The organism is Paraburkholderia megapolitana, from assembly GCF_007556815.1.
In the GTDB taxonomy this organism is placed as follows: domain Bacteria; phylum Pseudomonadota; class Gammaproteobacteria; order Burkholderiales; family Burkholderiaceae; genus Paraburkholderia; species Paraburkholderia megapolitana.
In genome coordinates, this window is sequence record NZ_CP041745.1 from 1,115,988 (window position 1) to 1,140,657 (window position 24,670).

Genomic DNA, 24,670 nt, shown 5'->3' on the forward strand with positions numbered 1-24,670 from the left:
GACTACGCAAACCCCCGCGGATTCTGCTCCTGCCAGCGCCAGTGATCCGCGCACATCCGCTCGATCCCGAACGCCGCCCGCCAGCCGATAATCCGTTCCGCCGCCGCCGGGTCCGCATAGCACTGCGCAACATCGCCGGGCCGCCGCGCGGCAATCTCGTACGGCACCGGCCGACCCGACGCCTTCTCGAACGCGCGCACCACGTCGAGCACGCTATACCCCTGGCCCGTCCCGAGATTCACGACGAAGCTCGCATCGCGCGCAACCAGCGCATCGAGCGCCAGAAGGTGCCCGCGCGCCAGATCGACCACGTGGATGTAGTCACGCACGCCGGTGCCGTCCGGCGTGTCGTAGTCGCCGCCGAACACGCGTAGCTTCGCGAGCTTGCCGACCGCGACCTGCGCGACATACGGCATCAGGTTGTTCGGCACGCCGGACGGATCCTCGCCAATCAGGCCGCTTTCGTGCGCGCCGACCGGATTGAAATAGCGCAGCGTCGCGATGCGCCAGCTCGCATCCGATACTTCGAGATCGCGCAGGATCTGCTCGGCGATCAGCTTCGACTGTCCATACGGATTGGTGGCCGACAGCGGGAACGATTCATCGATCGGCGAGCTTTGCGGCACGCCATACACCGTTGCCGACGAACTGAACACAAACTGCCTGACGTTGCGCTCGTTCATCACGGCAAGCAGCACGAGCAGACTGTCGATGTTGTTACGGTAGTACTCGATCGGTTTCGCAACCGATTCCCCCACGGCCTTCAGCGCCGCAAAGTGAATCGCACCGGTAATCGGATGTTTATCGAAGATCGCACGGAGCGCGGTTTCGTCGCGCGCATCGGTTTCGTAGAACGCGACCTGTTTGCCGGTAATCCGTTCGACGCGTGCAAGCGACTCGCGATTGCTGTTCACGAGATTGTCGACCACCACGACGTCAAAACCGCCGTTCAACAACTCGACGCACGTGTGCGAGCCGATAAAACCCGCGCCGCCCGTCACCAGAATCGTGCCCTTCGTGGCCATGCTGTGCTCCATTAGAGTGAGACGCCCGTCAAGTTTCGAATCAGGTCTGTATATCGCTCGACGACGGCCCGCTCGTCGAATTCCGCCGCGACTTTCTGCCGGCCGCGTTCGCCCATCTCGCGGCGCGCGGCGCCGCTCATGTCCAGCATCTGTGCCATTTTCTCTGCGAGGCTCGCTGCGCTCTTTGCTTCGCACAGCAATCCGTTGATACCGTTCGCTACCACTTCGCGACAACCGGGTACGTCAGTTGCGACGATCGGGCGGCCCATTGCCGCGGCTTCCATCAGCGTACGCGGCACGCCTTCTCGATACGACGGCAGCACGACGCAATCGGCGGCGGCGATGAACGGGCGCACGTCGTGCGCTTCGCCGCCGTACTCGATGACGCCCTCGCGCTCCCAGGCGGCCACTTCTTCACGCGAGATCGCGCTCGGGTTGTCGACGCCAACCGGTCCGAGCAACTGGAAGCGCGCATTCGGATAGCGTGCGCGCAGTTGCCGCGCGGCGTCGACATATTCTCCTACGCCTTTATCCCACAGCAAACGGCCAATTAATATGAACGTGACCTGATTGCTTTCGGGCATCGGCGTCGGCGCGAACTGCTCGAGGTCGACGCCTTCGCCGTGCAGCAGGCGTGCCCGCTCCGGGTGCACGAGCAGATGCTGATCGGTAAACGCGGCCATGTCGTCGCGATTCAAAAACCAGATTTCGCGAGGAAAGCGGAACGCGAAGCGGTACAGCTTCTTCGCAATCTGCGCAGTGCGGCTCGACTGAATGAAAACATAACCGAGCCCCGTCGTGACCGCGACCGACGCAACGCCCGCGAGCTTTGCCGCAATCGATCCGTAGATATTCGGCTTGATCGTGTAGTGAAACACGACATGCGGCCGGATCGCGCGATAGTGGCGATACAGCGCCCACAGCGTGCGCAGGTCGTCGCGCGGATTCGTACCCTTCGATGCAACCGGCAGATCGACGCAGCGGCAGCCCATCTGCGCGAGTGGTTCGAACGTGCGGTCGCGTGGCGCGATCACGGTGACTTCGACACCGCGGGCGACGAGCGTGCGGATCAGCCCCTGACGATACGTATAGATGGCCCACGCCGTATTGCAGACGAGGCTGATGCGCAGTGCGGAACCGACAGGAGTGGGTGCGGGGCTGGATTTCATGCAGGGCGACGAAGCCGGGTATCTAAAGGAATGGGAGAGCGATGAGCGGGAACGTGATTCACGACTCACGCGACCCTTGCGAGGTACCCGCACGCGGCGCAAACAGCATGCGCTTGACCCACTGCAACGTCCGGTAAGGCGTAACGAAGTGCAGCAGATTCTTCGCGAGACCGAGCCAGTCGTACGGATTGAGTGCGTTGAAGTAGTGCATCTGCAGCCGCAACGTCGACGCGATCTGCCGACGCCGCTTCGTCGCGCTGATACCGCCTTCGTTCAGCTCGTAGTACAGGCCCAGTTCGGGCAGATTCGCGCAGTCGTAGCGTTCCATCAGCCGCAGAAACAGATCGAGGTCTTCGGCGGCGGGGTAGGCCGCGCGATAGTTGCCGACGGCTTGTACTGCGTTGATACGCAGCATCATCGAAGGATGCACGAAGCAGCCGCGCAAAAAACGGATGCGACGGATTCCAGCCGGTGTGGCGGGCGGTGTCAGCATGAAAAGCGGCGCGCTGGTACGCGTCACCACCTGCGCCCACATGCCGAGTCCTGCCACTTCGGGATGCGTGTCGAGATACTTGCGTTGCTTCGCGAGACGACCAGGCACCGTGAGATCGCCGGCGTCGATACGCGCCGCGTAACGGTAGCCGCGCGCGGCGAGTGCGTCGATACCCGCCTGCAACGCGCGTTCGATGCCAACGTTTTGCGGCATGCGCAGTACTTCGATTGACAGGTTCGGTAGCGTGGGCGCGACGATTGGCGGCGTGCTGCCGTCGTCGACGATCAGCACGTGCACCAGCGCGTCCTCGCTGAACGACGCCAGCGTGCGCTCGACGTCCGCGTGGCCGTTATACGCGGGCATCAGTACGGCTACGTCGTCTAGTGCGCCGGAAGGAGAGGATGTGGGCGTCATGGGCGCAGCTTGAAGCGGATGTAGTAGAGATTCACGCTGGCGGCTGCGAGATATCCAGCGGCGAGCCCAACCAGCGCGCCATATGCGCCGAGCCGCGGAATCGCGAGCAGGTTCACGACGAACGCTACGGCAAGCGCGAGCAGCCACTTCGACAGCAGCACGAACTTCGCCTGGTACTTCAGCACGATCAGGTTGCCGATCGCCTCGATGCCCGCGGGCACGGACAGCCACACGGCCCAGCGGAAAATATCGATGGCACCTTCATATGCGGGCCCGAACACCCGACGGATGATGAAGCCCGCGAGCAGGTCCAGCACCAGTGCGCCGCCGATCATCAGCACCGCGGTCATACCGGTGAGCCGCCACATGTTGCGCTTAAGCTGCACCGCGTCCTGCACGCGATAGACGAAGGCAGGCGCGATAGTCTGTGCGAGCATCAACGCGAGCGTGATCCAGTTTTCGTTGAGTTGCTGCGCGGCCGAATAGCGACCGAGATCGGCAAACGAAATCGTGCGTTCGAGCATCAACCGGTCGAGCTTCAGAAACAGGTACATGCAGATCAGGCCGATCCAGAACACGGTGCCCGCCGTCGCGAAGTGGCGGAACAGCGACCGGTCGACGCGCCATCCGAGCGAGCCATGACGGCGCACGTAATACAGCACGAGCACGATACCGATCGTCGCCGCTTCGAGTGCCCACAGCCAGCCAAAGCGTGCGGGACTTGCCGCCGCACGCACGAGTACGAACACGAGGCCCGCTTTCAGCACCGCCGTCGTCATACTGGTGAGCAACTGCGGCTTGCTGTAGGTCATGCTCTGCAGCCACGAGTTGATCACACCGACGAGCGGTTCGCGAAACAGCATCGTCAGCGCGAGACCCGCGAGCATTGCGCCGACGAGCGGATCGGTGAAGCCCGCGGCGATACCGGCCCACGTCAGCAGCAACGCGCCCGCCGACACCGTCACGCGCAACGCAAACGCACTGCCCAGCACGGTGCCCAGCTGTTCCTGTGGACGGTGCACGATGGTCGGCACGAGAATTTCGGCGCCGCATACCCACGTGATCGGCGACAGCACGAGCAGCAGCGTGTTCGCGTATTGCCATTTGCCGAACACGTCGGGTCCGAAGTAACGCGCCAGCATGCCGCTGATCGCGATCGCGACGACGATCTGCGTGACCCGCTCGAGCCCAAGCCAGACGATGTTGGCGAGAGCCCGCGCGACGTCGGGATTGGCGAAGCGCCTCACGGCCGGCATCCGGTGCCTGGCCTGCCGCTGGGCTGCTTTGCAGGGGTCCGGGAACAGGCCCGCCTTGCCATGACCGATGGCAACGTTATGAGTGGAGCGCGTCCAGGCATTAGAATAGGCACCTGCATGGCGTAATCTGAAAACCGCAATTATAAGGTTGGATAGAGGTAGACCTCCGATCGCTTCCGGCAAACGCACCACGCGGTGTCTACCGACACCGCCGGCCGCGCCGGTCAAAATTTCCTTTGCACGCAAGTGAGCCTATCCATGATCTCCCAGTCCATTTTCAAGGCGTATGACATCCGCGGTGTGATCGGCAAGACGCTCGACGCCGACACAGCCCGTTCGATCGGTCGTGCATTCGGCAGCGAAGTGCGCGCGCAGGGCGGCGATGCCGTTGTCGTCGCGCGTGACGGCCGGTTGTCCGGGCCCGAGCTGATCGCCGCGTTGTCCGATGGCCTGCGCTCTGCGGGTGTCGATGTGGTGAACGTCGGCATGGTGCCGACGCCGGTCGGCTATTTCGCCGCGAGCGTGCCGCTCGCACTGGCCGGTGGTGAACGCCGCATCGATTCGTGCATCGTCGTGACGGGTAGCCACAACCCGCCCGACTACAACGGCTTCAAGATGGTGTTGCGCGGCGCGGCCATCTATGGCGAGCAGATTCAGGCGCTGTATCAGCGCATCGTCGACAATCGCTTCGAAACCGGCAGCGGCAGCTACGCCGATTACGACATCGCGGATGTGTATCTGGCGCGCATCGTCGGCGACATCAAGCCCGCGCGGCCGATCAAGATTGTCGTGGACACCGGCAACGGTGTCGCCGGCGGTCTGGCTCCGCGACTCTTCAAGGCGCTCGGTTGCGAACTCGTTGAGCTGTTCACCGAGATCGATGGCACGTTCCCGAATCACCATCCGGACCCGGCGCACCCGGAGAATCTGCAAGACGTGATCAAGGCGTTGAAGGAAACCGATGCGGAAATCGGCTTCGCGTTCGACGGCGACGGCGATCGTCTCGGCGTCGTGACGAAGGACGGGCAGATCATCTATCCGGATCGCCAGTTGATGCTGTTTGCCGAAGAAGTTTTATCGCGCAACAAGGGCGCGCAAATTATTTATGACGTGAAGTGCACGCGTAATCTCGCGAAGTGGGTGCGCGACAAGGGCGGCGTGCCGCTGATGTGGAAGACTGGCCACTCGCTCGTGAAGGCAAAGCTGCGCGAAACCGGCGCACCGCTCGCCGGTGAAATGAGTGGCCACGTGTTTTTCAAGGACCGCTGGTACGGCTTCGACGATGGCCTGTACACGGGCGCACGGCTGCTCGAAATTCTCTCGAAGGTGAGCGATCCGAGCGCGTTGCTGAACAGCTTGCCGAACTCGCACTCCACACCTGAATTGCAACTGAAACTCGAAGAAGGCGAAAACTTCGAGCTGATCGCGCGTTTGCAAAAGAGCGCGACGTTCACCGGCGCCGACGAAGTCGTGAAGATCGACGGTCTGCGTGTCGAGTATCCGGATGGCTTCGGTCTCGCGCGTTCGTCGAACACGACGCCGGTCGTCGTGATGCGCTTCGAAGCCGATAACGACGCGGCACTTTCGCGCATCCAGGAGGATTTCCGCCGCGTGATTCTCGCGGAAAAGCCGGACGCAAAACTGCCGTTTTGATGGCAATAACCGCGGCGGTACCGGGCGTTAAGGTACCGGTCGCGGTTCGACGCGGCGCGGGGGGCACCCCCGGCGCCGCGTTTTTTATGCGTTTTATGCAAGGCTGGTGTCCGCAGCGCGCTAAAATTGCGTCCTTTCAACGCATCTTCGGGCCGGATTGCCGGCGTTCCACTCTTGAGCGTGCAAAAGATACTGATCGTAAGGGTGTCGTCGCTCGGCGACGTCGTGCATAACATGCCCGTCATCGCCGACATTCGTCGGCGGCATCCCGATGCGCAGATCGACTGGCTGGTCGAAGAGAGCTTCGTCTCGTTGGTGCAGTTCGTCGACGGTGTGCACCGCGCGATTCCGGTATCGCTGCGGCGCTGGCGCAAACGGCTGTTTTCGCCGGCCAACTGGCGCGAGATCCGCGCGTTCCGGCGGGCGCTCGCTGCGGAGCACTACGATCTCGTGATCGACTGCCAGGGGCTCATCAAGACCGCGTGGGTCGCGGGCATGGCGCGCGGCCCGGTGGTCGGCCTCGGCAACCGCACCGACGGCGCGGGCTACGAATGGCCGGTGCGCTTCTTTTACCGCAAGCGCGTGCCGATCGCGCCGCGCACGCATGTGGTCGAGCGAACCCGGCAACTGGTTGCGGCCGCACTCGGCGACCCGCCACCCCAACCCACCGACGACATCGATTTCGGCATCGACACACGCCGCGCCGCGCTCGCGCTCAGCGAAGCCGGGCTGAATCTGCCGGTGCCGTACGTCGTATTCGTCCATGCAACGTCGCGCGCCGACAAGCAATGGCCCGACGCCGCGTGGATCGAACTGGGGCAGGCGCTGATACGGCGCGGCGCATCGATCGTGTTGCCGTGGGGCAGCGACGCAGAACGCGCGACGAGCGAACGGCTCGCGAAGGAGTTCGGCGCGGCTGCCATCGTGCCGCCGCGACTGTCGCTGCCGGCGGTGGTCGGGTTGATCGACGGTGCGGCTGCGACGGTCGGTGTCGACACCGGCCTTGTGCACATTGCCGCAGCACTGAAGCGGCCGACGGTCGAGTTGTACAATTTCGCCACCGCGTGGCGCACCGGCGGCTACTGGTCGCCGAATGTCGTCAATCTCGGCACCGCGGGCCAGCCGCCGACGCTCGATCAGGTGAAGGCGACGCTGTCGGGCTTTGGCCTGCTGTGAGCGACATTCCGGGCGTTAGCGCCGCACGCAACCGCTGCACCCGTTTTCAAGGGCGACCATGAACGAATCCCAGATCATCGAAGTGGCAACCGGCGACTGGCATGGACACAACCTGTCCGTGCCGCGCGAGACGCTGCTGGCCGGCGTCGAACGCGGCAAGGTGCTGTACTTTCCGAATCTGTCCTTCGCGATCGAAGGCGGCGAGCAGGCGTTGCTCGATCCCGCGCTCGCCGATCCGAAGCGCAAGAACATCAGCCTCGAGCCGAACGGCGGCGCGCTGCATGGCGTGCTGGGCGACGCGGTGACGCAATCGGCGGTGCGTGCGTTGATCGCGCGTTACCAGATCAATGCGCGCACGCTCGTCGATGGGCTATTCCCTGAATACGACGGCAAGTTGCGCGTTGCGCCGACCAGTTTGCGCTTGCATCAGGTCGAAACGCGGCAGACGTCGTGGCGCAAGGACGATAGCCGTTTGCACGTCGATGCATTTCCTTCACGGCCGAATTACGGCGAGCGCATCTTGCGCGTCTTCACCAACGTGAACCCGCAGGGCGCGCCGCGTGTGTGGCGTGTCGGCGAGCCGTTCGAGGATATGGCGCAGCGTTTCCTGCCGCGTATCAAGCCGCAGATGCCGGGCTCCGCATGGCTGCTGAAGCTGCTGCACGTTACCAAATCGCGTCGTAGCGAATACGATCATCTGATGCTGAATCTTCACGACGGCATGAAGGCCGACCTCGATTATCAGAAGGTCTCGCCGCAAGAGACCATGCCGTTTCCGCCCGGTTGCGTGTGGGTCTGCTTCTCGGATCAGACTTCGCATGCGGTGATGTCCGGTCAGTTCATGCTCGAACAAACTTTCTTCCTGCCGGTCAAGGCGATGGCGCAGCCCGAGTGCGCACCGCTTGGCATACTCGAACGTCTGCAGGGTAGGGCTCTCGTTTGAGCGCCGCCGCTCGCGCGAGCCGCGCTTCTTCTGTCTTCTGTCTTCTGTATGCATGCCTCCCCGCGGAGCGCACATGCTGAGGCCGATCTATAACGCGCTGTGGTGGATCGTTGCGCCGCTTGCGGTGCTGCGCCTGCTGATTCGCTCGCGTCGCGAGCGCGGCTATCGCGAGCATATCGGCGAGCGCTTTGGCTATGCACCAGGACGCCTGCCGGAAGACGACGCGCCGTTGATCTGGGTGCATGCGGTGTCGGTGGGCGAGACGCGTGCTGCGCAACCGCTGATCGATGCGTTGCTGCAAGCGCGCCCAGACGCACGCATCCTTCTCACGCACATGACGCCAAGCGGTCGCGCCACTGGCGAACAGATTTTCGGCGACCGCGTGCTGCGTAGCTTTCTGCCGTACGACATGCCGGGTGCGATCCGGCGCTTCCTGCGCGCGTGGCGTCCCTCACTCGGTCTTGTGATGGAGACCGAGGTGTGGCCCGCGCTGATCGATGAGTGCCGGCGTGCCGACGTGCCGCTCGTGCTGACCAATGCGCGCATGTCTGCCCGTTCGTATCGGCGCGCGGCGAAGTTTGGCCGTGCGACGCGCGAGGTGTTCGGCGGTTTTTCTCGTGTGCTTGCGCAGAGCCCGTCGGATGCTGAGCGGCTCACTGCGCTCGGTGCGCGCAACGTCGCGGTGCTCGGCAACCTGAAGTTCGATATGGCGGCGCCGCCGGAACTCGCGGTGCGCGGCCGTGCGTGGCGTGCGGCGATCGGCACGCGGCCGGTATGGGTCGCGGCCAGCACGCGTGAAGGTGAGGAAGAACTCGTGCTGCAGGCGTTTGCCGCGCTCGCGGTGGAAGACGCGTTGTTGATTCTCGTGCCACGTCATCCGCAGCGCTTCGACGAAGTGGCGGCGCTGGTCGCGAAGAAGGGACTGCGCTGCGAGCGGCGCTCGGAGTGGGCGCCGGACAGCGCGGTGGTGGCCGGACGTACGCCGGACCACCTGCTGCCGGCCGATGTGACGGTGCTGCTCGGTGACTCGATGGGCGAGCTGGCTGCTTACTATGCGGCGTCGGATCTTGCGTTTATCGGCGGAAGCCTGCTGCCGCTTGGCGGGCAGAATCTGATCGAAGCGTGCGCGGTGGGTGTGCCGGTACTGATTGGGCCGCACGTGTTCAACTTCACGCAAGCTACCGCGGATGCAGTGGCAGTCGGTGCAGCCGTGCAGGTGCAGGACCCCGCCGATCTCGCACGCGTGCTGCGCGATCTATTCCGCGACCGGCCGCGCCGTACGGCGATGGGTGCGGCGGCATCGGCGTTCGCGGCGCGGCATCGCGGTGCAACTGCGCGTACGGTGGATGTGCTGACTACGTTGCTGCCGGAATGAACCCGGCTCGATCGGTGCTCGGTGCGAGCCCGATCGATGCAGGCCAACGTGCGCTACAGTGCGACAGGCTCGCGATTCAGCGCGCCTTCAATATCGTTTTCCCAAGCCGAACGCGGCAACTCGAATACAAGTTCCACGATATTCGAATCAGGGTCCCGAAGATGCACGCTATACGTCACGCCGCGTTTAATCCTGCGTGAAAGTGCGATGTCGTTCGCTGTCAGAAATTCAATCTGCTTGGTCCAGGCGTCCAGTGTCGGGTATTCGATAGCGAAATGATCGAGGGTACTGCCGCCATGGCGGTCCCAGTCCTCTGCCTGCTGTTCCAGTGCGAGATCGTGGTGGTGCAATTTCTGGTCGCGCCTGCCGCTGTAAAACCGGGTTGGAGGTAGGCCACCGGGGTCCGGCCGGCTGGATGATCCTACGTGCACAAAGCCGAGCAGGTCGGCATAAAAGCGATGGGACGCTTCGATATCCCTGACCGCCAGCACGATGTGATTGATGCCGCATGGGGTTTGCGGTCGCTGATCCGAACGGGTTTCGCTAGTCATGATTTCCGGCATACCTCTGCTCCATGAGTGCAACTGAATGTTGAACTGTTATCTATGCGTCGAGCGTAACCGGTAGTCGCAAGCGATGAAATCAATCGATTCACGCCCTGGTGGTCACGTATACTTACCAGCCATGACGCGGATGCCCCTCAATCTCCTGCCAGCTTTCGTTGCCGTGGCCGAGCTACAAAACGTGCGAGCCGCGGCCGAAAGGCTGCACCTGACGCACAGTGCCTTGAGCCAGCAGATCGCTGCGCTGGAGGCCCGGCTTGGGTTTCAGTTGTTCGATAGACATGCGCGCCGCCTGGTGTTGAACCCGGCGGGCGAGGCACTGCTGAAAAAGGTCGTGCCCGCGCTGGACATCATTCACGAGGGGATCGCGGACGCGACCAAAGCATCGTCCGCAGCCGAGACGCATTTGCGGATCGCGATGTCGCCCACTTTCGCCAATCGCTGGTTTTTGCCGCGCATCGAGCGTTGGCGTAGCCGGTATCCGCGCATTACGCTTGATATCGATGCCAGCCAGCGCGCAGTCGATATCGCGCGGGAAGGCTTTCATGCGGGTATCCGCAACGCTGCCGGGCCGTGGCCCGGTTTGACCGGCGAGCCGTTGTATGACGAACCCACGAGGCTGGTAGTCGTAGCCTCGCCTGAGACAGCCGCTCGTCTGGCGCAACAGCCCGCGGATGCGCTCACGCAAGCTGCCTTGCTCGGTGATCGTGAGTTATGGCGGTGCTGGTTTTCGGCCGCGGGACTGATTGCGCAGCCGGAGCCGGTCATGGCATTCAACGACATCGGGCTGATGTTGCAGGCCGCCGAACAGGGCCTGGGGCTCGCGATCGCCCGAGTGCTCTATGTCAGCGATGCACTCGATGCGGGTCGGCTGGTGAAGATATCGTCTGTTTCGATTACCCACGAACTTGCTTTGCCGCACAGCATGGTCTATCCGGCTAACCTTGAAGATTGGTCTGCGCTGCAGGCATTCCGGGAATGGATCAAGGCCGAACTTCGCGAGACCTTACTGCAGGCCGGGTAAGTCGGAGGTTTTGTCATGGCACGCACTCATTGCGAACTGAGCAACCCCTTCTTCTCGATAAACGCAACCACCTGAGCGAGCCCGTCGAGCGACTTCAGATTGCTCATCACGAACGGCCGCTCGCCGCGCATCTTCTTCGCATCCGACGCCATGATGTCGAGATTCGCGCCGACCATCGGTGCGAGATCGGTCTTGTTGATCACGAGCAGGTCCGACTTGGTGATGCCCGGGCCGCCCTTGCGCGGAATCTTCTCGCCGCCCGCGACGTCGATCACGTAGATCGTCAGATCGGACAGTTCCGGACTAAACGTCGCCGCAAGATTGTCGCCGCCCGATTCGATAAACACGATGTCTGCATCGGGGAAACGCGTGAGCATACGGTCGACGGCTTCGAGATTGATCGACGCGTCTTCGCGGATCGCCGTGTGCGGACAGCCGCCCGTTTCGACGCCCATGATCCGCTCGGCGGGCAGTGCACCGGCTACCGTCAGCAGGCGCTGGTCTTCTTTTGTGTAGATGTCGTTGGTGATCGCGACGAGGTCGTAGCGCTCGCGCATGGCTTTGCACAGCATTTCCAGCAGCGTCGTTTTTCCGGAGCCGACCGGGCCGCCGACGCCTACGCGCAGCGGAGGTAGTTTCTTCGTGCGACGGGCGGCGTGAGACGTGTGAACTGCGTGAGGCGTATTCATATTCGATGAACCTGCAATGCTTAAGAACGGAAGAGCCGCGAATACTGCGACTCGTGGCGCGCCGAGAGGATACCGAGCTGCGGCGCGAACGTATTGATGTCGTCGGGAGTGGTGGCGAGTGCGCGTGCGACGGCGTCGTCGATCGCCTCGCGCAGTGCGACGATGATTCGCTGCCCGGCGACCTGGCCGAGCGGCACGGCCTTCAGCGCGGCGGCGGCCTGATTCTCGACCCAACTGAACGCATAAGCGGCGAGCGTCGCATCGGGGGCGGCGTTTTGCGTGAATGCTGCGTATGCAAACGCGGTGGGCTGTGCGATCGGTATTAGCCGATCGAGCGTCGCGCGTCGTGCAGCGTCGCCCCATTCGAGCGATGTGCAGAGCTGCCGCAACGACCAGCCCATCTGCTCGGTCTCGCGACGCAGCTCCGCCGATTCGCGGCTCGCAAGGAAGTCGCTATTGGCGACAGCGAGTCCGGCTTCGTCATGCGTGCGCCAGCGTTCCATCTGATGCGCGAGGAACGGCAATTCACCGCGCGCGAGCACGTCGCGTAGCCCGCTCGCGATCCAGTCGCGCGCAGTGTCGGCATCGACTACGTGTTGTGCTTCGATCGCTGCTTCGAGTCCCTGCGAATAACTGAACGCGCCGATCGGCAGTGCGGGCGACGCGAGATGCAGCAGCGCAGTGAGTTCAGCGATGCGCATGGTGCGAGTGGTGGCTGTGGCTATGCCCGGGACCGTCGCCGTGCGCATGATCGTGGCAATGGTCGTGATCGTGGTCGTCCGCGGCGGCGTGATCGTCCGAATGATCGTGACCATGATCATGTGCATGCCCGTGATGCTCGCCGTACACCTGCTGTGCAAGTGCGTAGTCTTCAGCGAAGCTCTCGTCGTGACCATGCCGATGACCGCCGCCGTAGGCGCCGGCTTCCGGTTGAAACGGCAGCGTCGCATGTTCGACCTGCGCGCCGAGCCGTAACAGCATGTCTTCGAGTACCGGATCGGCTTCGAGCGTCAGTGCATCGATGGCGACTTCGACCGGCGTATGACGATTGCCGAGGTGATAGGCGGCGCGCGTCAGCGTGAGGCGGTCAGATGCGGTGACGCGCAGCACCGCCTGCGGCGCAGCGATGACACGCACGAGCCCGCCGTCCTGAGCAACCAGCACATCGCCATCGCGCAAAATCGTGCCACGCGGCAGCAGCACCGCCGCCTCGTCGCCGTTATCCAGCGTCGCGGCCAGCCGGCTCTTGCAGCGTTCGTCGTAGGCGAGTGTTAGCGTCGGCGCGCGCTGCACGAGCACAGCGGCGAGCTTGACGTGCGGATCGATGCGTTTATCGAGCGTTCTCATATCAGAAGAGGAAATAACGTTGTGCCATCGGCAGCACGGTAGCAGGCTCGCAAGTCAGCAACTGGCCGTCCGCGATGACCTGGTAGGTTTCCGGATCGACGCTGATCGACGGCTGCCACGCATTGTGGATCATATGCGCCTTTGTCACCGAGCGACAGTTGCGCACCGGCACGATCCGCTTGCTGAGCCCGTAGCGGCCTGCGATGTCCGCAGCGGCGGCCATCTGCGACACGAAAGTCAGCGACGTACGCGCGAGCGCACCGCCGCGCGTCGCGAACATCTCGCGGTAGTGCACCGGCTGCGGCGTTGGAATCGATGCGTTCGGGTCGCCCATCTGCGCGAGCGCGATCATCCCGCCTTTGAGGATCAACGCCGGCTTGATGCCGAAGAACGCCGGTTCCCAGAACACCAGATCGGCCCACTTGCCCGGTTCGATGGAACCGACTTCGTGTGCGATGCCGTGCGTGATCGCCGGATTGATCGTGTACTTCGCGACGTAGCGTTTTGCGCGGAAGTTGTCGTTTCGTGAAGTGTCTTCGGGCAGCGCGCCGCGTTGCACCTTCATCTTGTGCGCGGTCTGCCACGTGCGGATGATTACCTCGCCGACACGACCCATCGCCTGCGAATCCGAAGAAAGCATAGATAGCGCGCCGAGATCGTGCAGGATGTCTTCGGCGGCGATCGTCTCGCGGCGGATGCGCGATTCGGCAAACGCGATGTCCTCGGCAATCGATGGATCGAGGTGATGGCAGACCATCAGCATGTCGAGATGTTCGTCGAGCGTGTTGACGGTGTACGGGCGCGTCGGATTCGTCGACGACGGCAGCACGTTCGGCTCGCCGCACACCTTGATGATGTCCGGCGCATGGCCGCCGCCCGCGCCCTCCGTGTGATACGTGTGGATCGTGCGACCCTTGAACGCGGCAACGGTTGCTTCGACGAAGCCCGCTTCGTTGAGCGTGTCGGTGTGGATGGCGACTTGCGTATCGGTGGCTTCCGCAACCGACAGGCAGTTGTCGATCGCGGCCGGCGTCGTGCCCCAGTCCTCGTGCAGTTTCAGGCCGATCGCACCGGCGGCGATCTGTTCTTCGGCGGGTTCGGGCAGACTCACGTTGCCCTTGCCGAGAAAGCCGAGATTCATCGGATAACCGTCGGCGGCCTGCAGCATACGTTCGAGATGCCAGGGTCCAGGCGTGCAGGTGGTCGCGTTGGTGCCGGTAGCCGGCCCGGTGCCGCCGCCGATCATCGTCGTCACGCCGCTCGCGAGCGCCTCGTCGATCTGCTGTGGGCTGATGAAGTGGATGTGCGTATCGATGCCGCCCGCGGTGACGATCTTCCCTTCGCCGGCAATCACTTCGGTGGCCGCACCGATCGCAATCGTCACGCCGGGCTGGATGTCCGGGTTACCCGCCTTGCCGATCCCGACCACCCGGCCACCCTTGATACCGATGTCGGCCTTCACGATGCCCCAGTGATCGAGTATCACCGCATTCGTGATGACGGTATCGACGACGTCGGCGGCGACGCGTTGCGACTGACCCATACCGTCGCGAATGACCTTGCCGCCGCCGAATTTCACTTCCTCGCCGTAGATCGTATAGTCGCGTTCGATTTCGATCAGTAGCTCGGTGTCGGCGAGGCGGACGCGGTCGCCCGTTGTGGGGCCGAACATTTCCGCGTATGCGCGGCGGCCGATGCGTAATGTCATGGTGTGGGTCCGGAGGAAAGCATGAAGATTCGACGGCGTGGAGCGAGCGGGGCGTTACCGCCTCACAGCTTGCCCATTACCTTGCCGTTGAAACCGTAGACGACGCGCTCGCCGGCGAGCGCAACGAGTTCGACGGTGCGCGCTTGTCCTGGCTCGAAGCGCACGGCGGTACCAGCGGCGATATTCAGCCGGAAGCCGCGTGCGGCCTCGCGGTCGAATGCGAGCGCCGGGTTGACCTCGTAGAAGTGATAGTGCGAGCCGACCTGCACGGGCCGGTCGCCGGTGTTCGACACCGTGACGCTGATGGTTGCGCGCCCAACGTTCAGTTCGTGTTCGCCATCGTCGATGAGCAGTTCACCGGGAATCATGAGGCGCTCCTTTACGGAATCGGATGATGGACGGTGACGAGCTTCGTGCCGTCGGGGAACGTGGCTTCGACCTGGATGTCGGGGATCATCTCGGGGATGCCCTCCATGACGTCGTCGCGAGTGAGCAGCGTGGTGCCGTAGTACATCACCTCGGCGACCGTTTTGCCGTCGCGCGCGGCTTCCATCAGCGCCGCCGAAATGAACGCGATGGCTTCCGGGTAATTGAGCTTCAGACCGCGCGCGCGGCGCCGCTCGGCGAGCAGGGCGGCGGTGAAGATCAGCAGTTTGTCTTTTTCGCGAGGGGTTAGCTTCATCGGGTCGGGTCAGTCGCAATCTGCGCGGGGAATGGAGGGTGTGCTGAAGATAGCAAGCTGGCTTAACGGGACGCTTACAGGTCGGCGGGCAACGCGGCGCCGAACCACTTCTTCGACATCGTGTTCAGCGTGCCGTCCTGCTTGGCCTGCGCGATCGCTGCATCGACTTTCTGCCGCAGACGCGGCTCGTTCTTGTTCAGACCCACGAAGCACGGCGAATTCTTGATCACGAACTTGGGCTCGGGGCGACGCGGTGGATTCTTCGCGAGGATCGCGGCGGCGACGATGTTGCCTGCGGCGATCAGTTGAACCTGACCGGACAGGAACGCGGCGATGGTCGCGTTGTTGTCCTCGAAGCGCTTGATCGTGGCGTTCGGCGCCATTTGCGTGAGAGCGATTTCTTCGAGTGCACCACGGGTTGCGCCGACGGTCTTGCCGGTCAGATCGGCGGGGCTGGCGACTTTCACGTCGGCGGGGCCGAACACGCCCTGGTAGTACGGCGCATAGGCGGTCGAAAAATCGATGACCTTCTCGCGCTCGGGTGTCTTACCGAGCGACGAGATGACGAGATCGACCTTGTTGGTCTGCAGATACGGAATGCGGTTCGCGCTGTTCACCGGCACGAGTTCGAGTTTCACGTTCAGCGATTTCGCGAGTAGCGCGGCCGTGTCGATGTCGTAGCCCTGTGGCTTGAGATCGGGGCCGACTGCGCCGAACGGCGGATAGTCTTCGGGCACGGCGACTTTCAGTACACCGGCTTTCGCGATCGAGTCGAGCGCATCGGCGTGGGCGGCGGGTGCGGTGAACGTGGTGAACGCGAAGAGCGGAGCGAGCAGGAGTGAAGCTAGCGAGGCGCGGCGTGTGTTGGGTATACGGCGGTGGGACGGCGGTTGATTCGGGTTCATCGACGGGAGGTCTCCAGCGAGCGGATCGCCTGCCGTCGGATGCGGCAGATGCGTGGGGCTGTATTGAGCAAGGCGTATGCCAAGCGAAAGGCGTTGTGGCTCAGCGTTGTCAGGCGGGGCTCAGTTGGCGACGCGCACCGTTTCGATGCGTGATCGTGAGGTGAATTGCACTCTGATGGTGCGTTTGAGATTCTCGACCCAACGAGAGCGAAGCGCTGCCTTTCCGACCTGGGAAACCCGCTAGTCCGGATGAATAATTGCGAGGTCGGGCGATCGGGTATCGAACAGTACGTCCAGTTCGTCGCCGATCTCCGGTACCTCCATGAAATGGTAGGTCTCGCTGATGGTTATCGTTCGTCGCGGGCCACCCTCCAGCACTTCGACTGTCAGCACGCAGTACGGCCAGTCGTTGGCAACCGCGAGGCTGCCGTCCTCGACACGGATAACCCGCACGCGTCCGGGAGTCCCGTGTCGCACGATGCGCTGTCTCTTCATGTGATTGCGCGTGAGGATCGCGCCTACCCAGAGTGCAGCAATCACGAAGAGCGCCGCGGCACCGTATAGGAGAGAGCCGAGCATCAGGCTCACCCACATCACGCCATACATAGCGAGGAGCAGCGCGAGAATAACCGCAGTCAAGAGAACATTCTCGCGGATCGTCACGCCGGACTCCGTTGAGCAGTGAAGTTGAAGCCGACCGTTACCCAGGTGTGAACTTCAAGGATAGGTACGCAAAGGTCCGAACCTCGAGGGTGCGCCTGCTTTTATCGCCGCTATTGCCAGTCACCTCGTGTGATCGCAGTGTGGCTGATCATTCACGTCGACCACAGTCTCAGCGGTACGGCCTCGACACCATGCACGACCGGCCGCAAACGCAGCCAGCATTGTGTGAGCGTTTGCTGAAGCGGCTCCATCGATCGCGCGGCCGCGCGCACCAGCAGCACGTTCGGACATACGCAGGTCGCGGCGGCGCGAATCGTATCGTCGAAGGGCAGTGTGGCCGTGATCGATTCGGCGAGCGTATCGTCGCAGGCGGGACCGATTGCCCACAGCGTGCCGTAGGCGGGAAAACCATCCAGGCCCTGAGGCGCGGTGCGCAGCGTATCTGCGGCGGTGACGCGTGCGCGTTCGAGCCACAGCGTCTCGCCATGTGGGCCGACAATGCGCGCATCGCTGCGCAACGTGCCGGCGGACCAGTGCTCCCCCGCAGCCTGTCTACCGAGTTGCATCGCATCCCAACCGATGGCGGTGGCGTTCTCGGCGAGCGTGAGTGTGAAGCCGAGTTCTGCGTGAGCGTGTTCGAACACGATGTTGTTCTGTGGCAGCCAGTCCAGTTTCGCGCCGGCGCCGACGCGGATATCGATGTGCTGCTGCGCGACGCGCCCGTTCGATTTGTACCACTTGGTTGCACCGGGCGTCGCGAGCACGGCGTGGGTACCGGCGGCAAGCGCGATATCGATGTCGAGCCGATCGCCGCCGGCGACACCGCCTGGCGGATGAACGATCACCGCATGACAAACCGCATCGCCTTCGGGATAGAGCGGCCGTTGCACGCGCAACGGACCGCGATGCAACCGATGCGTAAGCGCCGTGCGTGCCTGCTGCAACGTGAAACCGAGCTCCAGCCGCGCGTGCCATTCGGCGTGCGGGACGGAGTGCGCGGGGTGCAGCGTGGCGTGAGGTTCGTGCAGCGACATGCGGATCGAGGGGAGAGGGGCGCAACGATGCGCCGAGAATAGCACGCGTGTGGACTGGCGACGGCTGGCGAGGAAAGGAGTGTGTCGTGTCCGAACGCGTGCGGCGACTAATACCAGCGACCCAACTTCAGCGACTCAACCTCGGCGATGCAAGATCAGCGATACAAGATCAGCGGAGCCTCCGCATCGCGACGAGACTCAGACCGCGATGAGTTCGCGCACACCGTCGGCGTCCATATTCTTCCCTTCGCCACCTGCGACGATCTCTCCGCGACTCATCACCCAGTATTGATCGGCGATAGCTTTAGCGAAGTCGTAGTACTGCTCGACGAGGAGGACGGTGAGTCCCATTTCCTCGACGAGTTGTCGCAGGGTGCGCCCGATATCCTGGATGATGGACGGCTGAATACCTTCGGTGGGTTCATCGAGAATGAGCAATTGCGGCTCGCTCATCAGAGCGCGCCCGATGGCGAGTTGCTGCTGCTGCCCGCCGGACAGATCGCCGCCGCGTCGCGAGCGCATGTCTTTGAGCACGGGGAAGAGCTCATAGATACGCTCGGGAATTTTCGAGGGTGCTTTACGACTAGCGGCCCCGACGAGCAGATTCTCTTCAACGGTAAGCCGCGGAAAGATGTCGCGTCCCTGCGGCACATAGGCAAGACCCTGCGACACGCGGGCATGTGGCGGCAACTTGGCGAGCGGCGCACCGCGCCAGGCGATCGACCCGCTGCGGGCGTTGACGACACCCATGAGACAGCGCAGCAGCGTGGTCTTACCGACGCCATTGCGCCCGAGCAACACAGTCAGCTTGCCATCGGGAACGGAGAGCTTCACATCGCGGAGGATATGGCTCCCACCGTAGTATTGATTCAGACCTTCGACTTCAAGCATGACAGTCCTTTACACAAGCGAAAACCAGACACGAGCGGAGCAACAACGGAGCGACGACGACAAACCAGCAACGACAAACCAGCAAGGGCTGCGCTTCAAAGCTACTGAACTACCCAACCACGACACACACAGTGTGGAGTGGGATGAATGACTGCCTTGTCACTGTCGTTAAAAGTGCGAGGGATGATCTCGTCTCGGACCACTACCGTTTCGGAGCGATGGCCACACTTAGGCGCGGGCCACGAGAGCTACACACGGAAAGGACTAAGTAACGTTTCGAGCGGCTTTCTTTGCCTTCTTTCTTTGCCGCGGCAAAGAAAGAAGGTGCCGCCCCGCACAGGGGCAACGCCTGCGCCGCGAGGCGCAAAATCGCAGCCGCCTGCATAGGCAAAAGAGAGACGCTAACGAAGAGCCGCCGGCCAAGGAAAAAGCGATCACCTCCCCAGATACGACTCAATCACAGATTCATCCCTCTTAACACTATCAAGCGTCCCATCAGCAAGAACCCGCCCCTCAGCCATAACAGTAACCCGCCCAGTATCACCAGCCAGAGCAGCAACAAACTCCATATCATGCTCAACAACCATCATGGAACAGGACCCACGCAAACGATTCAACAACGCAGCCAGCTCCATAGTCTCATCGTCAGTCATCCCAGCCGCAGGCTCATCAAGCAACAACAAAGCGGGCCGCTGCATAAGCAACATGCCAATTTCAAGCCGCTGCTTCTGCCCATGCGACAACTCACCGGCCAACCGAAGTGCCTCACTCTCCAACCGAATCACAGCAAGCGTCTCCTCAATAAGCGCCTGCGCAGAACGATCAAGCCGCGCCCGCAGAGAAGCCCACCACCCCTTATCCGTCTTCATAGCCAGCTCGAGATTCTCCCAAACCGGATGCTGCTCGAACACAGTCGGCTTCTGAAACTTCCGCCCAATCCCGGCACGAGCGATAGAAGGCTCGTTCATCCGCGTCAGATCGATCGTCTGCCCAAGAAAGACCTTGCCCGAATCGGGCGAAGTCTTCCCGGTAATCACATCCATCATCGTGGTTTTGCCCGCGCCGTTAGGCCCAATGATGCAACGCAATTCCCCGACATCGATCGACAGCGACAGCGCATTAAGCGCACGAAAACCATCGAAACTGACGGTCACATCCTCGAGATACAGAATCGTGCCGTGCGACACATCGATCTCACCGGGCACGACCGCGTGACCCATGCCGGCCACGCCACTCAACGACCGCTCGGCGGGTTCTTCCGGCAACGCGAGACCCACCACCAACGGGTCCTGAATCATGAGCGGGTCCTCCTGCGCGTCGCGAGTTCGATCAATCCCATGATGCCGTTCGGCAGAAGGAGCGGCACTAGCACGAAGATCAGACCCAGAAAGAACAACCAGTACTCAGGAAAATTTGCCGTAAAAAAGCTTTTCGCACCGTTCACGGCAAACGCACCGATGATCGGCCCGATCAACGTACCGCGCCCGCCCACCGCAACCCAGATCGCCATTTCGATCGAGTTGCCCGGCGACATCTCGCCAGGATTGATGATGCCGACCTGCGGCACATACAGCGCACCAGCGATGCCACACAGCACTGCCGACGCCGTCCACACAAACAGCTTGTAGGCGAGCGGGCTATAGCCGAGAAACATCAGGCGCGTTTCGCCGTCGCGCACCGCGGTGACGACACGCCCGAGCTTCGACGTAACGACCGCGCGCGCGCCAAGAAACGCGAGCACGAGTACGGCAAAGGTGATCAGCAGCAGCGCCGTGCGCGTGCCCGGATGAGTGATCGGAAAACCGCCGATGCGCTTGAAGTCGGTGAAGCCGTTGTTGCCACCAAAGCCCGTTTCGTTACGATAAAAAAGCAGCATCGCAGCGAACGTAAGCGCCTGCGTGATGATCGACAGATACACACCCTTCACACGAGAACGGAACGTAAAGAAGCCGAACACCCACGCGACCACGGCAGGCACCACGACCACCAGCAGCAGCGCATACCAGAGATGTTCGGTGCCTTGCCAGTACCACGGCAGCGCATGCCAGTCGAGGAACACCATGAAGTCCGGCAGGTCGCTGCCGTATTTGCCTTCATGCCCGATCGCACGCATCAGATACATACCAATTGCATAACCGCCGAGCGCAAAAAACAGCGCGTGACCAAGACTCAGAATGCCGCAATAACCCCACACGAGATCGAGCGCGAGCGCCGCAATCGCATAGCACATGAACTTGCCGGCAAGCGTCATCGCATACGCCGACAGATGGAACGCACTCGATTCAGGCAGTACGAGCGCGGCGAATGGCACGCCGAACCCGATGACGATAATCAGCGCGATTAATGCAAGCCACGCGCGACGCGACAGCAGCGCGGGACGCGGCGGCAGGCCGAGCGCGAAGCCGCTCTGTACCGCACGAGCAGCGGCGGTGGCCGCCGGTAGCGCAGCAGAGGATGAGGAGGCAGAAGCCGAGGTAGAGACAGCAGTCATCTCAAGCCTCCGCGCTGCGGCCCTTCAGGGCGAACATGCCTTGAGGACGCTTCTGGATAAACAGCACGATCAGCACGAGCACCGCGATCTTCGCGAGCACGGCGCCCCAGAACGGTTCGATTGCCTTGCTGACGAGCCCGAGCCCGAACCCGCCGAGCACAGTACCGGCCAGTTGTCCGACACCGCCCAGCACGACCGCCATGAACGAATCGATGATGTAGCTCTGGCCGAGGTCGGGGCCGACATTGCCGATCTGCGACAGCGCGCAGCCGCCGAGCCCGGCGATGCCCGCGCCGAACGCAAACGCATACGAGTCGACACGCGCAGTTTTCACGCCGACGCAGGCGGCCATGCGCCGGTTCTGCGTAACCGCGCGCACGAACAAGCCAAGCCGTGTCTTTGTCAGCACAGCCCACGCAATGCCGACGACGATCATCGAGAAAGCAAGAATGGCGAGGCGGTTGTACGGCAGGATCAGATTCGGCAGCACGGTGACGCCGCCGCTCATCCACGACGGGTTGACGACCTGCACGTTCTGCGCGCCGAAGATCATGCGCGTCGCCTGGATCAGGATCAGGCTCACGCCGAAGGTCGTGAGCAACGTTTCGAGCGGACGGCCGTACAGATGTTTCAACACGAGCCGTTCCAGCACGATGCCGACAACCGCAGCGGCAACGAACGAAGCAGGCACCGCGAACAGCGGATACCAGTCGAACGCACCCGGCGCATGGTGCTGGATGAAGTTCTGCACCGCATAGGTCGCATAGGCGCCGATCATCAGGAATTCGCCGTGCGCCATATTGATCACGCCGATCAGGCCATACGTGATCGCAAGGCCGAGCGCCGCGAGTAGCAACACACTGCCGAGCGACAGCCCCGCGAACAACGTACCGGCGATCTCGCTGCGGCGCTGGATCGAATCGAGTGCATCGATGCCTTGCTGAGCAACTGCACGAATACCCGCATCGCTCTCCGCAAAACTGCCGTCAGGCTTCTTCGCCACGAGCGGTCGCAGCAGTTCGTACATGTCGAGATCGTGGCGTGCGGCGACGAGCTTGACCGCTTCGAGCCGTGTCGCGACATCGGGATTGTGCAGGGCGGTCATCGCCCACAGCGTGTCGAGACGCTTCTTCAGCGTCGGATCGGTTTCCTTCGCGCGGGCCGCGTCGATCAGCGGCTTCATCGCGGGGTCGGGGTTTTTCAGCAGCGCACCGATTGCGGCGCGGCGCGTTTCGAGGTCGGGCGAATCGAGTTGCAGACCCGACAGTGCGCCCGTTACCTTTGAGCGCAGCAGGTTATTCAGCGTGACAGGCTGCGCATCGCCGGCGGCGACGGTCTTGCCGGTCGCGGCATCGTGTGCGGTGTCGCCGTCGAGGATCAGCACTTCGCCGCCGTCGGTGGCGAGCGCGGTGTCTTCGGACAGCGCTTTCAGCAGTGCAAGCGACGCTGCGTCGTGAGTGGCGATCAGCTTGTCGATCGCGGCGGACTTCGCGTCGAAGTCGTCGGCGGCGAGCGGTGCGACATCGGCTGGCGTTAGCGCGAATGCGGCGAGCGGCGCGCTGGCGAGAACCGCTATTAGGACGGTACCGACGGATCGGCGCAGCAGCCCTGAAAAAGGAAACGCCATAGTGGCCTTCAGAAATAAAACTGCACTGCAGTCGGTACGGCATCGCTTTGAAAGCCGATGCCGTACCGTCGCCTCATTTACGCAACACGCGAGCGCCGCAAGAACGCGGGGATCGAACTGACGACATCCGGCTTGCCCGCATTGCCCGCGATATACGGACTCCACGGTTGCGCACGGATCGTCGTCTTGGTGCGCCACACGACGTTGAACTGCCCATCGGCGCGCACTTCACCAATCATCACCGGCTTGTGCAGATGGTGGTTACCGTCCATCTCGAGTGTGAAGCCCGACGGTGCTGCGACCTTCTGTCCGATCATCGCGACGCGCACCTTGTCGACATCGGTGCTCTTCGCTTTTTCGACGGCCTGCTTCCACATATGAATGCCGACCCAAGTCGCTTCCATCGGATCGTTGGTGACGCGCTTCGTACCGCCCGGCAGATTCTGCGACTTGACCCAGTCGGCCCATTGCTTCTTGAACTTCTCGTTGGTGGGATTGCGCAGCGACATGAAGTAGTTCCATGCTGCGAGGTTGCCGACCAGCGGCTTCGTGTCGATACCGCGCAGTTCTTCTTCGCCAACCGAGAACGCGACGACCGGCACATCGGTCGCCTTCAAACCCTGGTTGCCGAGTTCCTTGTAGAACGGCACATTCGAATCGCCGTTCACCGTCGAGATCACGGCCGTCTTGCCGCCTTGCGAGAACGTCTTGATGTTCGCGACGATGGTCTGATAGTCGCTGTGGCCGAACGGCGTGTAGACCTCCTGGATGTCCGCGTCCTGCACGCCTTTCGACTTCAGGAACGCACGCAGGATCTTGTTCGTCGTGCGCGGATACACATAGTCGGTGCCGAGCAGGAAGAAGCGCTTCGCACCGCCGCCTTCGGCGCTCATCAGATATTCGGTGGCGGGAATCGCCTGCTGGTTCGGCGCCGCGCCGGTATAGAACACGTTGCGCGACATCTCTTCGCCTTCGTACTGCACCGGGTAGAACAGCAGGCCGTTCAGTTCCTCGAACACCGGCAACACCGACTTGCGCGACACCGAAGTCCAGCAGCCGAACACGACCGCGCACTTGTCCTGGGTGATCAACTGACGCGCCTTCTCGGCGAACAGCGGCCAGTTCGACGCGGGGTCGACGACAACCGGTTCGATCTGGCGTCCGAGCACGCCGCCGCTTGCGTTGATCTCGGCGATGGTCATCAACGCCGTGTCTTTCAGCGACGTCTCCGAGATCGCCATCGTGCCCGACAGGGAGTGCAGGATGCCGACCTTGATCGGGCCGGTGCCCGACTGCGCACGCGCGAACGGGCTTTGACCCGCGAGCGCAAGTGCGCCGCTCATGGAGCCGAGCTTCAGCAGACTACGACGTTTCATGTATTTCCCCTTGCCATGGATGGTTGAGTGTTATGGACGTCAGCGACGACCGCGACGGCGGCGGCATGCGTGAAATGTGTGGCGCCGCATGGCTTGCCGGACCGTTACTGCAAGGCATATGCCAGCGTGAGTGGATGGGGTTCAGACGTGCGAGTCGTGCGGCGAC

24 protein-coding genes are annotated in these 24,670 nt (G+C 62.6%); 5 read left to right on the forward strand and 19 right to left on the reverse strand.

The window, feature by feature from the left end:
• Window positions 1-2 precede the first annotated feature (2 nt).
• Genes galE through FNZ07_RS18390 form a run of 4 tightly spaced genes read right to left on the reverse strand, consistent with a single transcriptional unit; the run spans window position 3 to window position 4,357 of the window.
• Window positions 3-1,025: a UDP-glucose 4-epimerase GalE gene (gene galE, locus FNZ07_RS18375; protein ID WP_091010760.1), complete on the reverse strand. Its 1,023-nt coding sequence runs from the start codon at window positions 1,023-1,025 to the stop codon at window positions 3-5.
• Between the two features lie 11 nt (window positions 1,026-1,036).
• The gene (locus tag FNZ07_RS18380) at window positions 1,037-2,194 is read right to left on the reverse strand and encodes a glycosyltransferase family 4 protein (protein WP_091010764.1); all 1,158 of its coding nucleotides are present in this window, start codon (window positions 2,192-2,194) and stop codon (window positions 1,037-1,039) included.
• Between the two features lie 58 nt (window positions 2,195-2,252).
• Window positions 2,253-3,101, reverse strand: coding sequence for a glycosyltransferase (locus tag FNZ07_RS18385; protein WP_091010766.1), 849 nt, complete (start codon window positions 3,099-3,101; stop codon window positions 2,253-2,255).
• Window positions 3,098-4,357, reverse strand: coding sequence for an oligosaccharide flippase family protein (locus FNZ07_RS18390; RefSeq protein WP_091010769.1), 1,260 nt, complete (start codon window positions 4,355-4,357; stop codon window positions 3,098-3,100). The genes FNZ07_RS18385 and FNZ07_RS18390 overlap by 4 nt, the downstream gene beginning before the upstream one ends.
• A gap of 258 nt (window positions 4,358-4,615) precedes the next feature.
• Between FNZ07_RS18390 and FNZ07_RS18395 the strand changes: the two genes are divergently transcribed.
• From FNZ07_RS18395 to waaA, 4 genes are all read left to right on the forward strand, one after another.
• Window positions 4,616-6,010 carry a phosphomannomutase/phosphoglucomutase gene (locus FNZ07_RS18395; RefSeq protein WP_091010772.1) on the forward strand — a complete coding sequence of 465 codons (1,395 nt, stop codon included), beginning with the start codon at window positions 4,616-4,618 and terminating at the stop codon, window positions 6,008-6,010.
• 174 nt (window positions 6,011-6,184) lie between these two features.
• Window positions 6,185-7,186 (forward strand): lipopolysaccharide heptosyltransferase I, encoded by a 1,002-nt coding sequence (gene waaC, locus FNZ07_RS18400; protein WP_091010774.1) that lies wholly within the window; start codon window positions 6,185-6,187, stop codon window positions 7,184-7,186.
• Window positions 7,187-7,244: 58 nt separating this feature from the next.
• Window positions 7,245-8,129 (forward strand): Kdo hydroxylase family protein, encoded by an 885-nt coding sequence (locus FNZ07_RS18405; protein ID WP_091010777.1) that lies wholly within the window; start codon window positions 7,245-7,247, stop codon window positions 8,127-8,129.
• A 73-nt stretch (window positions 8,130-8,202) separates the two neighbouring features.
• Entirely contained in the window at window positions 8,203-9,504 is a 1,302-nt protein-coding gene (gene waaA, locus FNZ07_RS18410) for a lipid IV(A) 3-deoxy-D-manno-octulosonic acid transferase (RefSeq protein ID WP_091010779.1), read from the forward strand.
• A gap of 53 nt (window positions 9,505-9,557) precedes the next feature.
• Here waaA and FNZ07_RS18415 read toward each other — a convergent pair whose 3' ends face one another.
• Window positions 9,558-10,067, reverse strand: a complete 510-nt coding sequence (locus FNZ07_RS18415; protein ID WP_091010780.1) for a VOC family protein — start codon at window positions 10,065-10,067, stop codon at window positions 9,558-9,560.
• A 73-nt stretch (window positions 10,068-10,140) separates the two neighbouring features.
• On the opposite strand from FNZ07_RS18415, the gene FNZ07_RS18420 reads away from it, so the two are divergent.
• Window positions 10,141-11,091, forward strand: a complete 951-nt coding sequence (locus tag FNZ07_RS18420; protein ID WP_091010782.1) for a LysR substrate-binding domain-containing protein — start codon at window positions 10,141-10,143, stop codon at window positions 11,089-11,091.
• A gap of 26 nt (window positions 11,092-11,117) precedes the next feature.
• On the opposite strand, the gene ureG is transcribed toward FNZ07_RS18420, so the two are convergent.
• From ureG to urtA, 14 genes are all read right to left on the reverse strand, one after another.
• A complete protein-coding gene (gene ureG, locus FNZ07_RS18425; protein ID WP_091010784.1) occupies window positions 11,118-11,780 on the reverse strand; it encodes an urease accessory protein UreG in 663 nt (220 codons plus the stop codon).
• Window positions 11,781-11,800: 20 nt separating this feature from the next.
• A complete protein-coding gene (locus tag FNZ07_RS18430; RefSeq protein ID WP_091010786.1) occupies window positions 11,801-12,481 on the reverse strand; it encodes an urease accessory protein UreF in 681 nt (226 codons plus the stop codon).
• Complete coding sequence (ureE, locus tag FNZ07_RS18435) at window positions 12,468-13,127, reverse strand: urease accessory protein UreE (RefSeq protein ID WP_091010788.1); 660 nt, start codon at window positions 13,125-13,127, stop codon at window positions 12,468-12,470. Before ureE ends, FNZ07_RS18430 begins: the two co-directional genes overlap by 14 nt.
• Window position 13,128: 1 nt before the next feature.
• A complete protein-coding gene (gene ureC, locus FNZ07_RS18440) occupies window positions 13,129-14,835 on the reverse strand; it encodes an urease subunit alpha (protein ID WP_091010789.1) in 1,707 nt (568 codons plus the stop codon).
• 62 nt (window positions 14,836-14,897) lie between these two features.
• Window positions 14,898-15,203: an urease subunit beta gene (locus tag FNZ07_RS18445; protein ID WP_091010790.1), complete on the reverse strand. Its 306-nt coding sequence runs from the start codon at window positions 15,201-15,203 to the stop codon at window positions 14,898-14,900.
• 11 nt (window positions 15,204-15,214) lie between these two features.
• Window positions 15,215-15,517, reverse strand: a complete 303-nt coding sequence (gene ureA, locus FNZ07_RS18450; RefSeq protein WP_091010791.1) for an urease subunit gamma — start codon at window positions 15,515-15,517, stop codon at window positions 15,215-15,217.
• Between the two features lie 74 nt (window positions 15,518-15,591).
• On the reverse strand, window positions 15,592-16,422 hold the full coding sequence (locus FNZ07_RS18455; protein WP_091010792.1) for a transporter substrate-binding domain-containing protein: 831 nt from the start codon (window positions 16,420-16,422) through the stop codon (window positions 15,592-15,594).
• Window positions 16,423-16,662: 240 nt separating this feature from the next.
• A complete protein-coding gene (locus FNZ07_RS18460) occupies window positions 16,663-17,085 on the reverse strand; it encodes a hypothetical protein (protein ID WP_091010793.1) in 423 nt (140 codons plus the stop codon).
• A 152-nt stretch (window positions 17,086-17,237) separates the two neighbouring features.
• A complete protein-coding gene (locus FNZ07_RS18465) occupies window positions 17,238-18,119 on the reverse strand; it encodes an urease accessory protein UreD (RefSeq protein ID WP_091010794.1) in 882 nt (293 codons plus the stop codon).
• A gap of 198 nt (window positions 18,120-18,317) precedes the next feature.
• Window positions 18,318-19,010 carry an urea ABC transporter ATP-binding subunit UrtE gene (gene urtE / locus FNZ07_RS18470; RefSeq protein ID WP_091010795.1) on the reverse strand — a complete coding sequence of 231 codons (693 nt, stop codon included), beginning with the start codon at window positions 19,008-19,010 and terminating at the stop codon, window positions 18,318-18,320.
• A 434-nt stretch (window positions 19,011-19,444) separates the two neighbouring features.
• Window positions 19,445-20,230 (reverse strand): urea ABC transporter ATP-binding protein UrtD, encoded by a 786-nt coding sequence (gene urtD, locus FNZ07_RS18475; RefSeq protein ID WP_372342566.1) that lies wholly within the window; start codon window positions 20,228-20,230, stop codon window positions 19,445-19,447.
• Window positions 20,231-20,304: 74 nt separating this feature from the next.
• Complete coding sequence (gene urtC, locus FNZ07_RS18480; protein WP_091010797.1) at window positions 20,305-21,501, reverse strand: urea ABC transporter permease subunit UrtC; 1,197 nt, start codon at window positions 21,499-21,501, stop codon at window positions 20,305-20,307.
• Window position 21,502: 1 nt separating this feature from the next.
• Window positions 21,503-23,128 carry an urea ABC transporter permease subunit UrtB gene (gene urtB / locus FNZ07_RS18485; protein ID WP_091010798.1) on the reverse strand — a complete coding sequence of 542 codons (1,626 nt, stop codon included), beginning with the start codon at window positions 23,126-23,128 and terminating at the stop codon, window positions 21,503-21,505.
• Between the two features lie 77 nt (window positions 23,129-23,205).
• Complete coding sequence (gene urtA / locus FNZ07_RS18490; protein ID WP_091010799.1) at window positions 23,206-24,504, reverse strand: urea ABC transporter substrate-binding protein; 1,299 nt, start codon at window positions 24,502-24,504, stop codon at window positions 23,206-23,208.
• Window positions 24,505-24,670 lie beyond the last annotated feature (166 nt).

Coding starts and splice junctions, on each gene's coding strand:
- FNZ07_RS18395 (WP_091010772.1), top strand. CDS start 4,616: ATGATCTCCCAGTCCATTTTCAAGGCGTATGACATCCGCGGTGTGATC.
- FNZ07_RS18445 (WP_091010790.1), bottom strand. CDS start 15,203: ATGATTCCCGGTGAACTGCTCATCGACGATGGCGAACACGAACTGAAC.
- FNZ07_RS18455 (WP_091010792.1), bottom strand. CDS start 16,422: ATGAACCCGAATCAACCGCCGTCCCACCGCCGTATACCCAACACACGC.
- FNZ07_RS18415 (WP_091010780.1), bottom strand. CDS start 10,067: ATGCCGGAAATCATGACTAGCGAAACCCGTTCGGATCAGCGACCGCAA.
- ureE (WP_091010788.1), bottom strand. CDS start 13,127: ATGAGAACGCTCGATAAACGCATCGATCCGCACGTCAAGCTCGCCGCT.
- urtC (WP_091010797.1), bottom strand. CDS start 21,501: ATGACTGCTGTCTCTACCTCGGCTTCTGCCTCCTCATCCTCTGCTGCG.
- ureA (WP_091010791.1), bottom strand. CDS start 15,517: ATGAAGCTAACCCCTCGCGAAAAAGACAAACTGCTGATCTTCACCGCC.
- urtB (WP_091010798.1), bottom strand. CDS start 23,128: ATGGCGTTTCCTTTTTCAGGGCTGCTGCGCCGATCCGTCGGTACCGTC.
- FNZ07_RS18380 (WP_091010764.1), bottom strand. CDS start 2,194: ATGAAATCCAGCCCCGCACCCACTCCTGTCGGTTCCGCACTGCGCATC.
- ureC (WP_091010789.1), bottom strand. CDS start 14,835: ATGACATTACGCATCGGCCGCCGCGCATACGCGGAAATGTTCGGCCCC.
- FNZ07_RS18385 (WP_091010766.1), bottom strand. CDS start 3,101: ATGACGCCCACATCCTCTCCTTCCGGCGCACTAGACGACGTAGCCGTA.
- urtD (WP_372342566.1), bottom strand. CDS start 20,230: ATGGGTCACGCGGTCGTGCCCGGTGAGATCGATGTGTCGCACGGCACG.
- urtE (WP_091010795.1), bottom strand. CDS start 19,010: ATGCTTGAAGTCGAAGGTCTGAATCAATACTACGGTGGGAGCCATATC.
- FNZ07_RS18390 (WP_091010769.1), bottom strand. CDS start 4,357: ATGCCGGCCGTGAGGCGCTTCGCCAATCCCGACGTCGCGCGGGCTCTC.
- waaA (WP_091010779.1), top strand. CDS start 8,203: ATGCTGAGGCCGATCTATAACGCGCTGTGGTGGATCGTTGCGCCGCTT.
- FNZ07_RS18465 (WP_091010794.1), bottom strand. CDS start 18,119: ATGTCGCTGCACGAACCTCACGCCACGCTGCACCCCGCGCACTCCGTC.
- ureG (WP_091010784.1), bottom strand. CDS start 11,780: ATGAATACGCCTCACGCAGTTCACACGTCTCACGCCGCCCGTCGCACG.
- urtA (WP_091010799.1), bottom strand. CDS start 24,504: ATGAAACGTCGTAGTCTGCTGAAGCTCGGCTCCATGAGCGGCGCACTT.
- FNZ07_RS18430 (WP_091010786.1), bottom strand. CDS start 12,481: ATGCGCATCGCTGAACTCACTGCGCTGCTGCATCTCGCGTCGCCCGCA.
- FNZ07_RS18405 (WP_091010777.1), top strand. CDS start 7,245: ATGAACGAATCCCAGATCATCGAAGTGGCAACCGGCGACTGGCATGGA.
- FNZ07_RS18420 (WP_091010782.1), top strand. CDS start 10,141: ATGAAATCAATCGATTCACGCCCTGGTGGTCACGTATACTTACCAGCC.
- galE (WP_091010760.1), bottom strand. CDS start 1,025: ATGGCCACGAAGGGCACGATTCTGGTGACGGGCGGCGCGGGTTTTATC.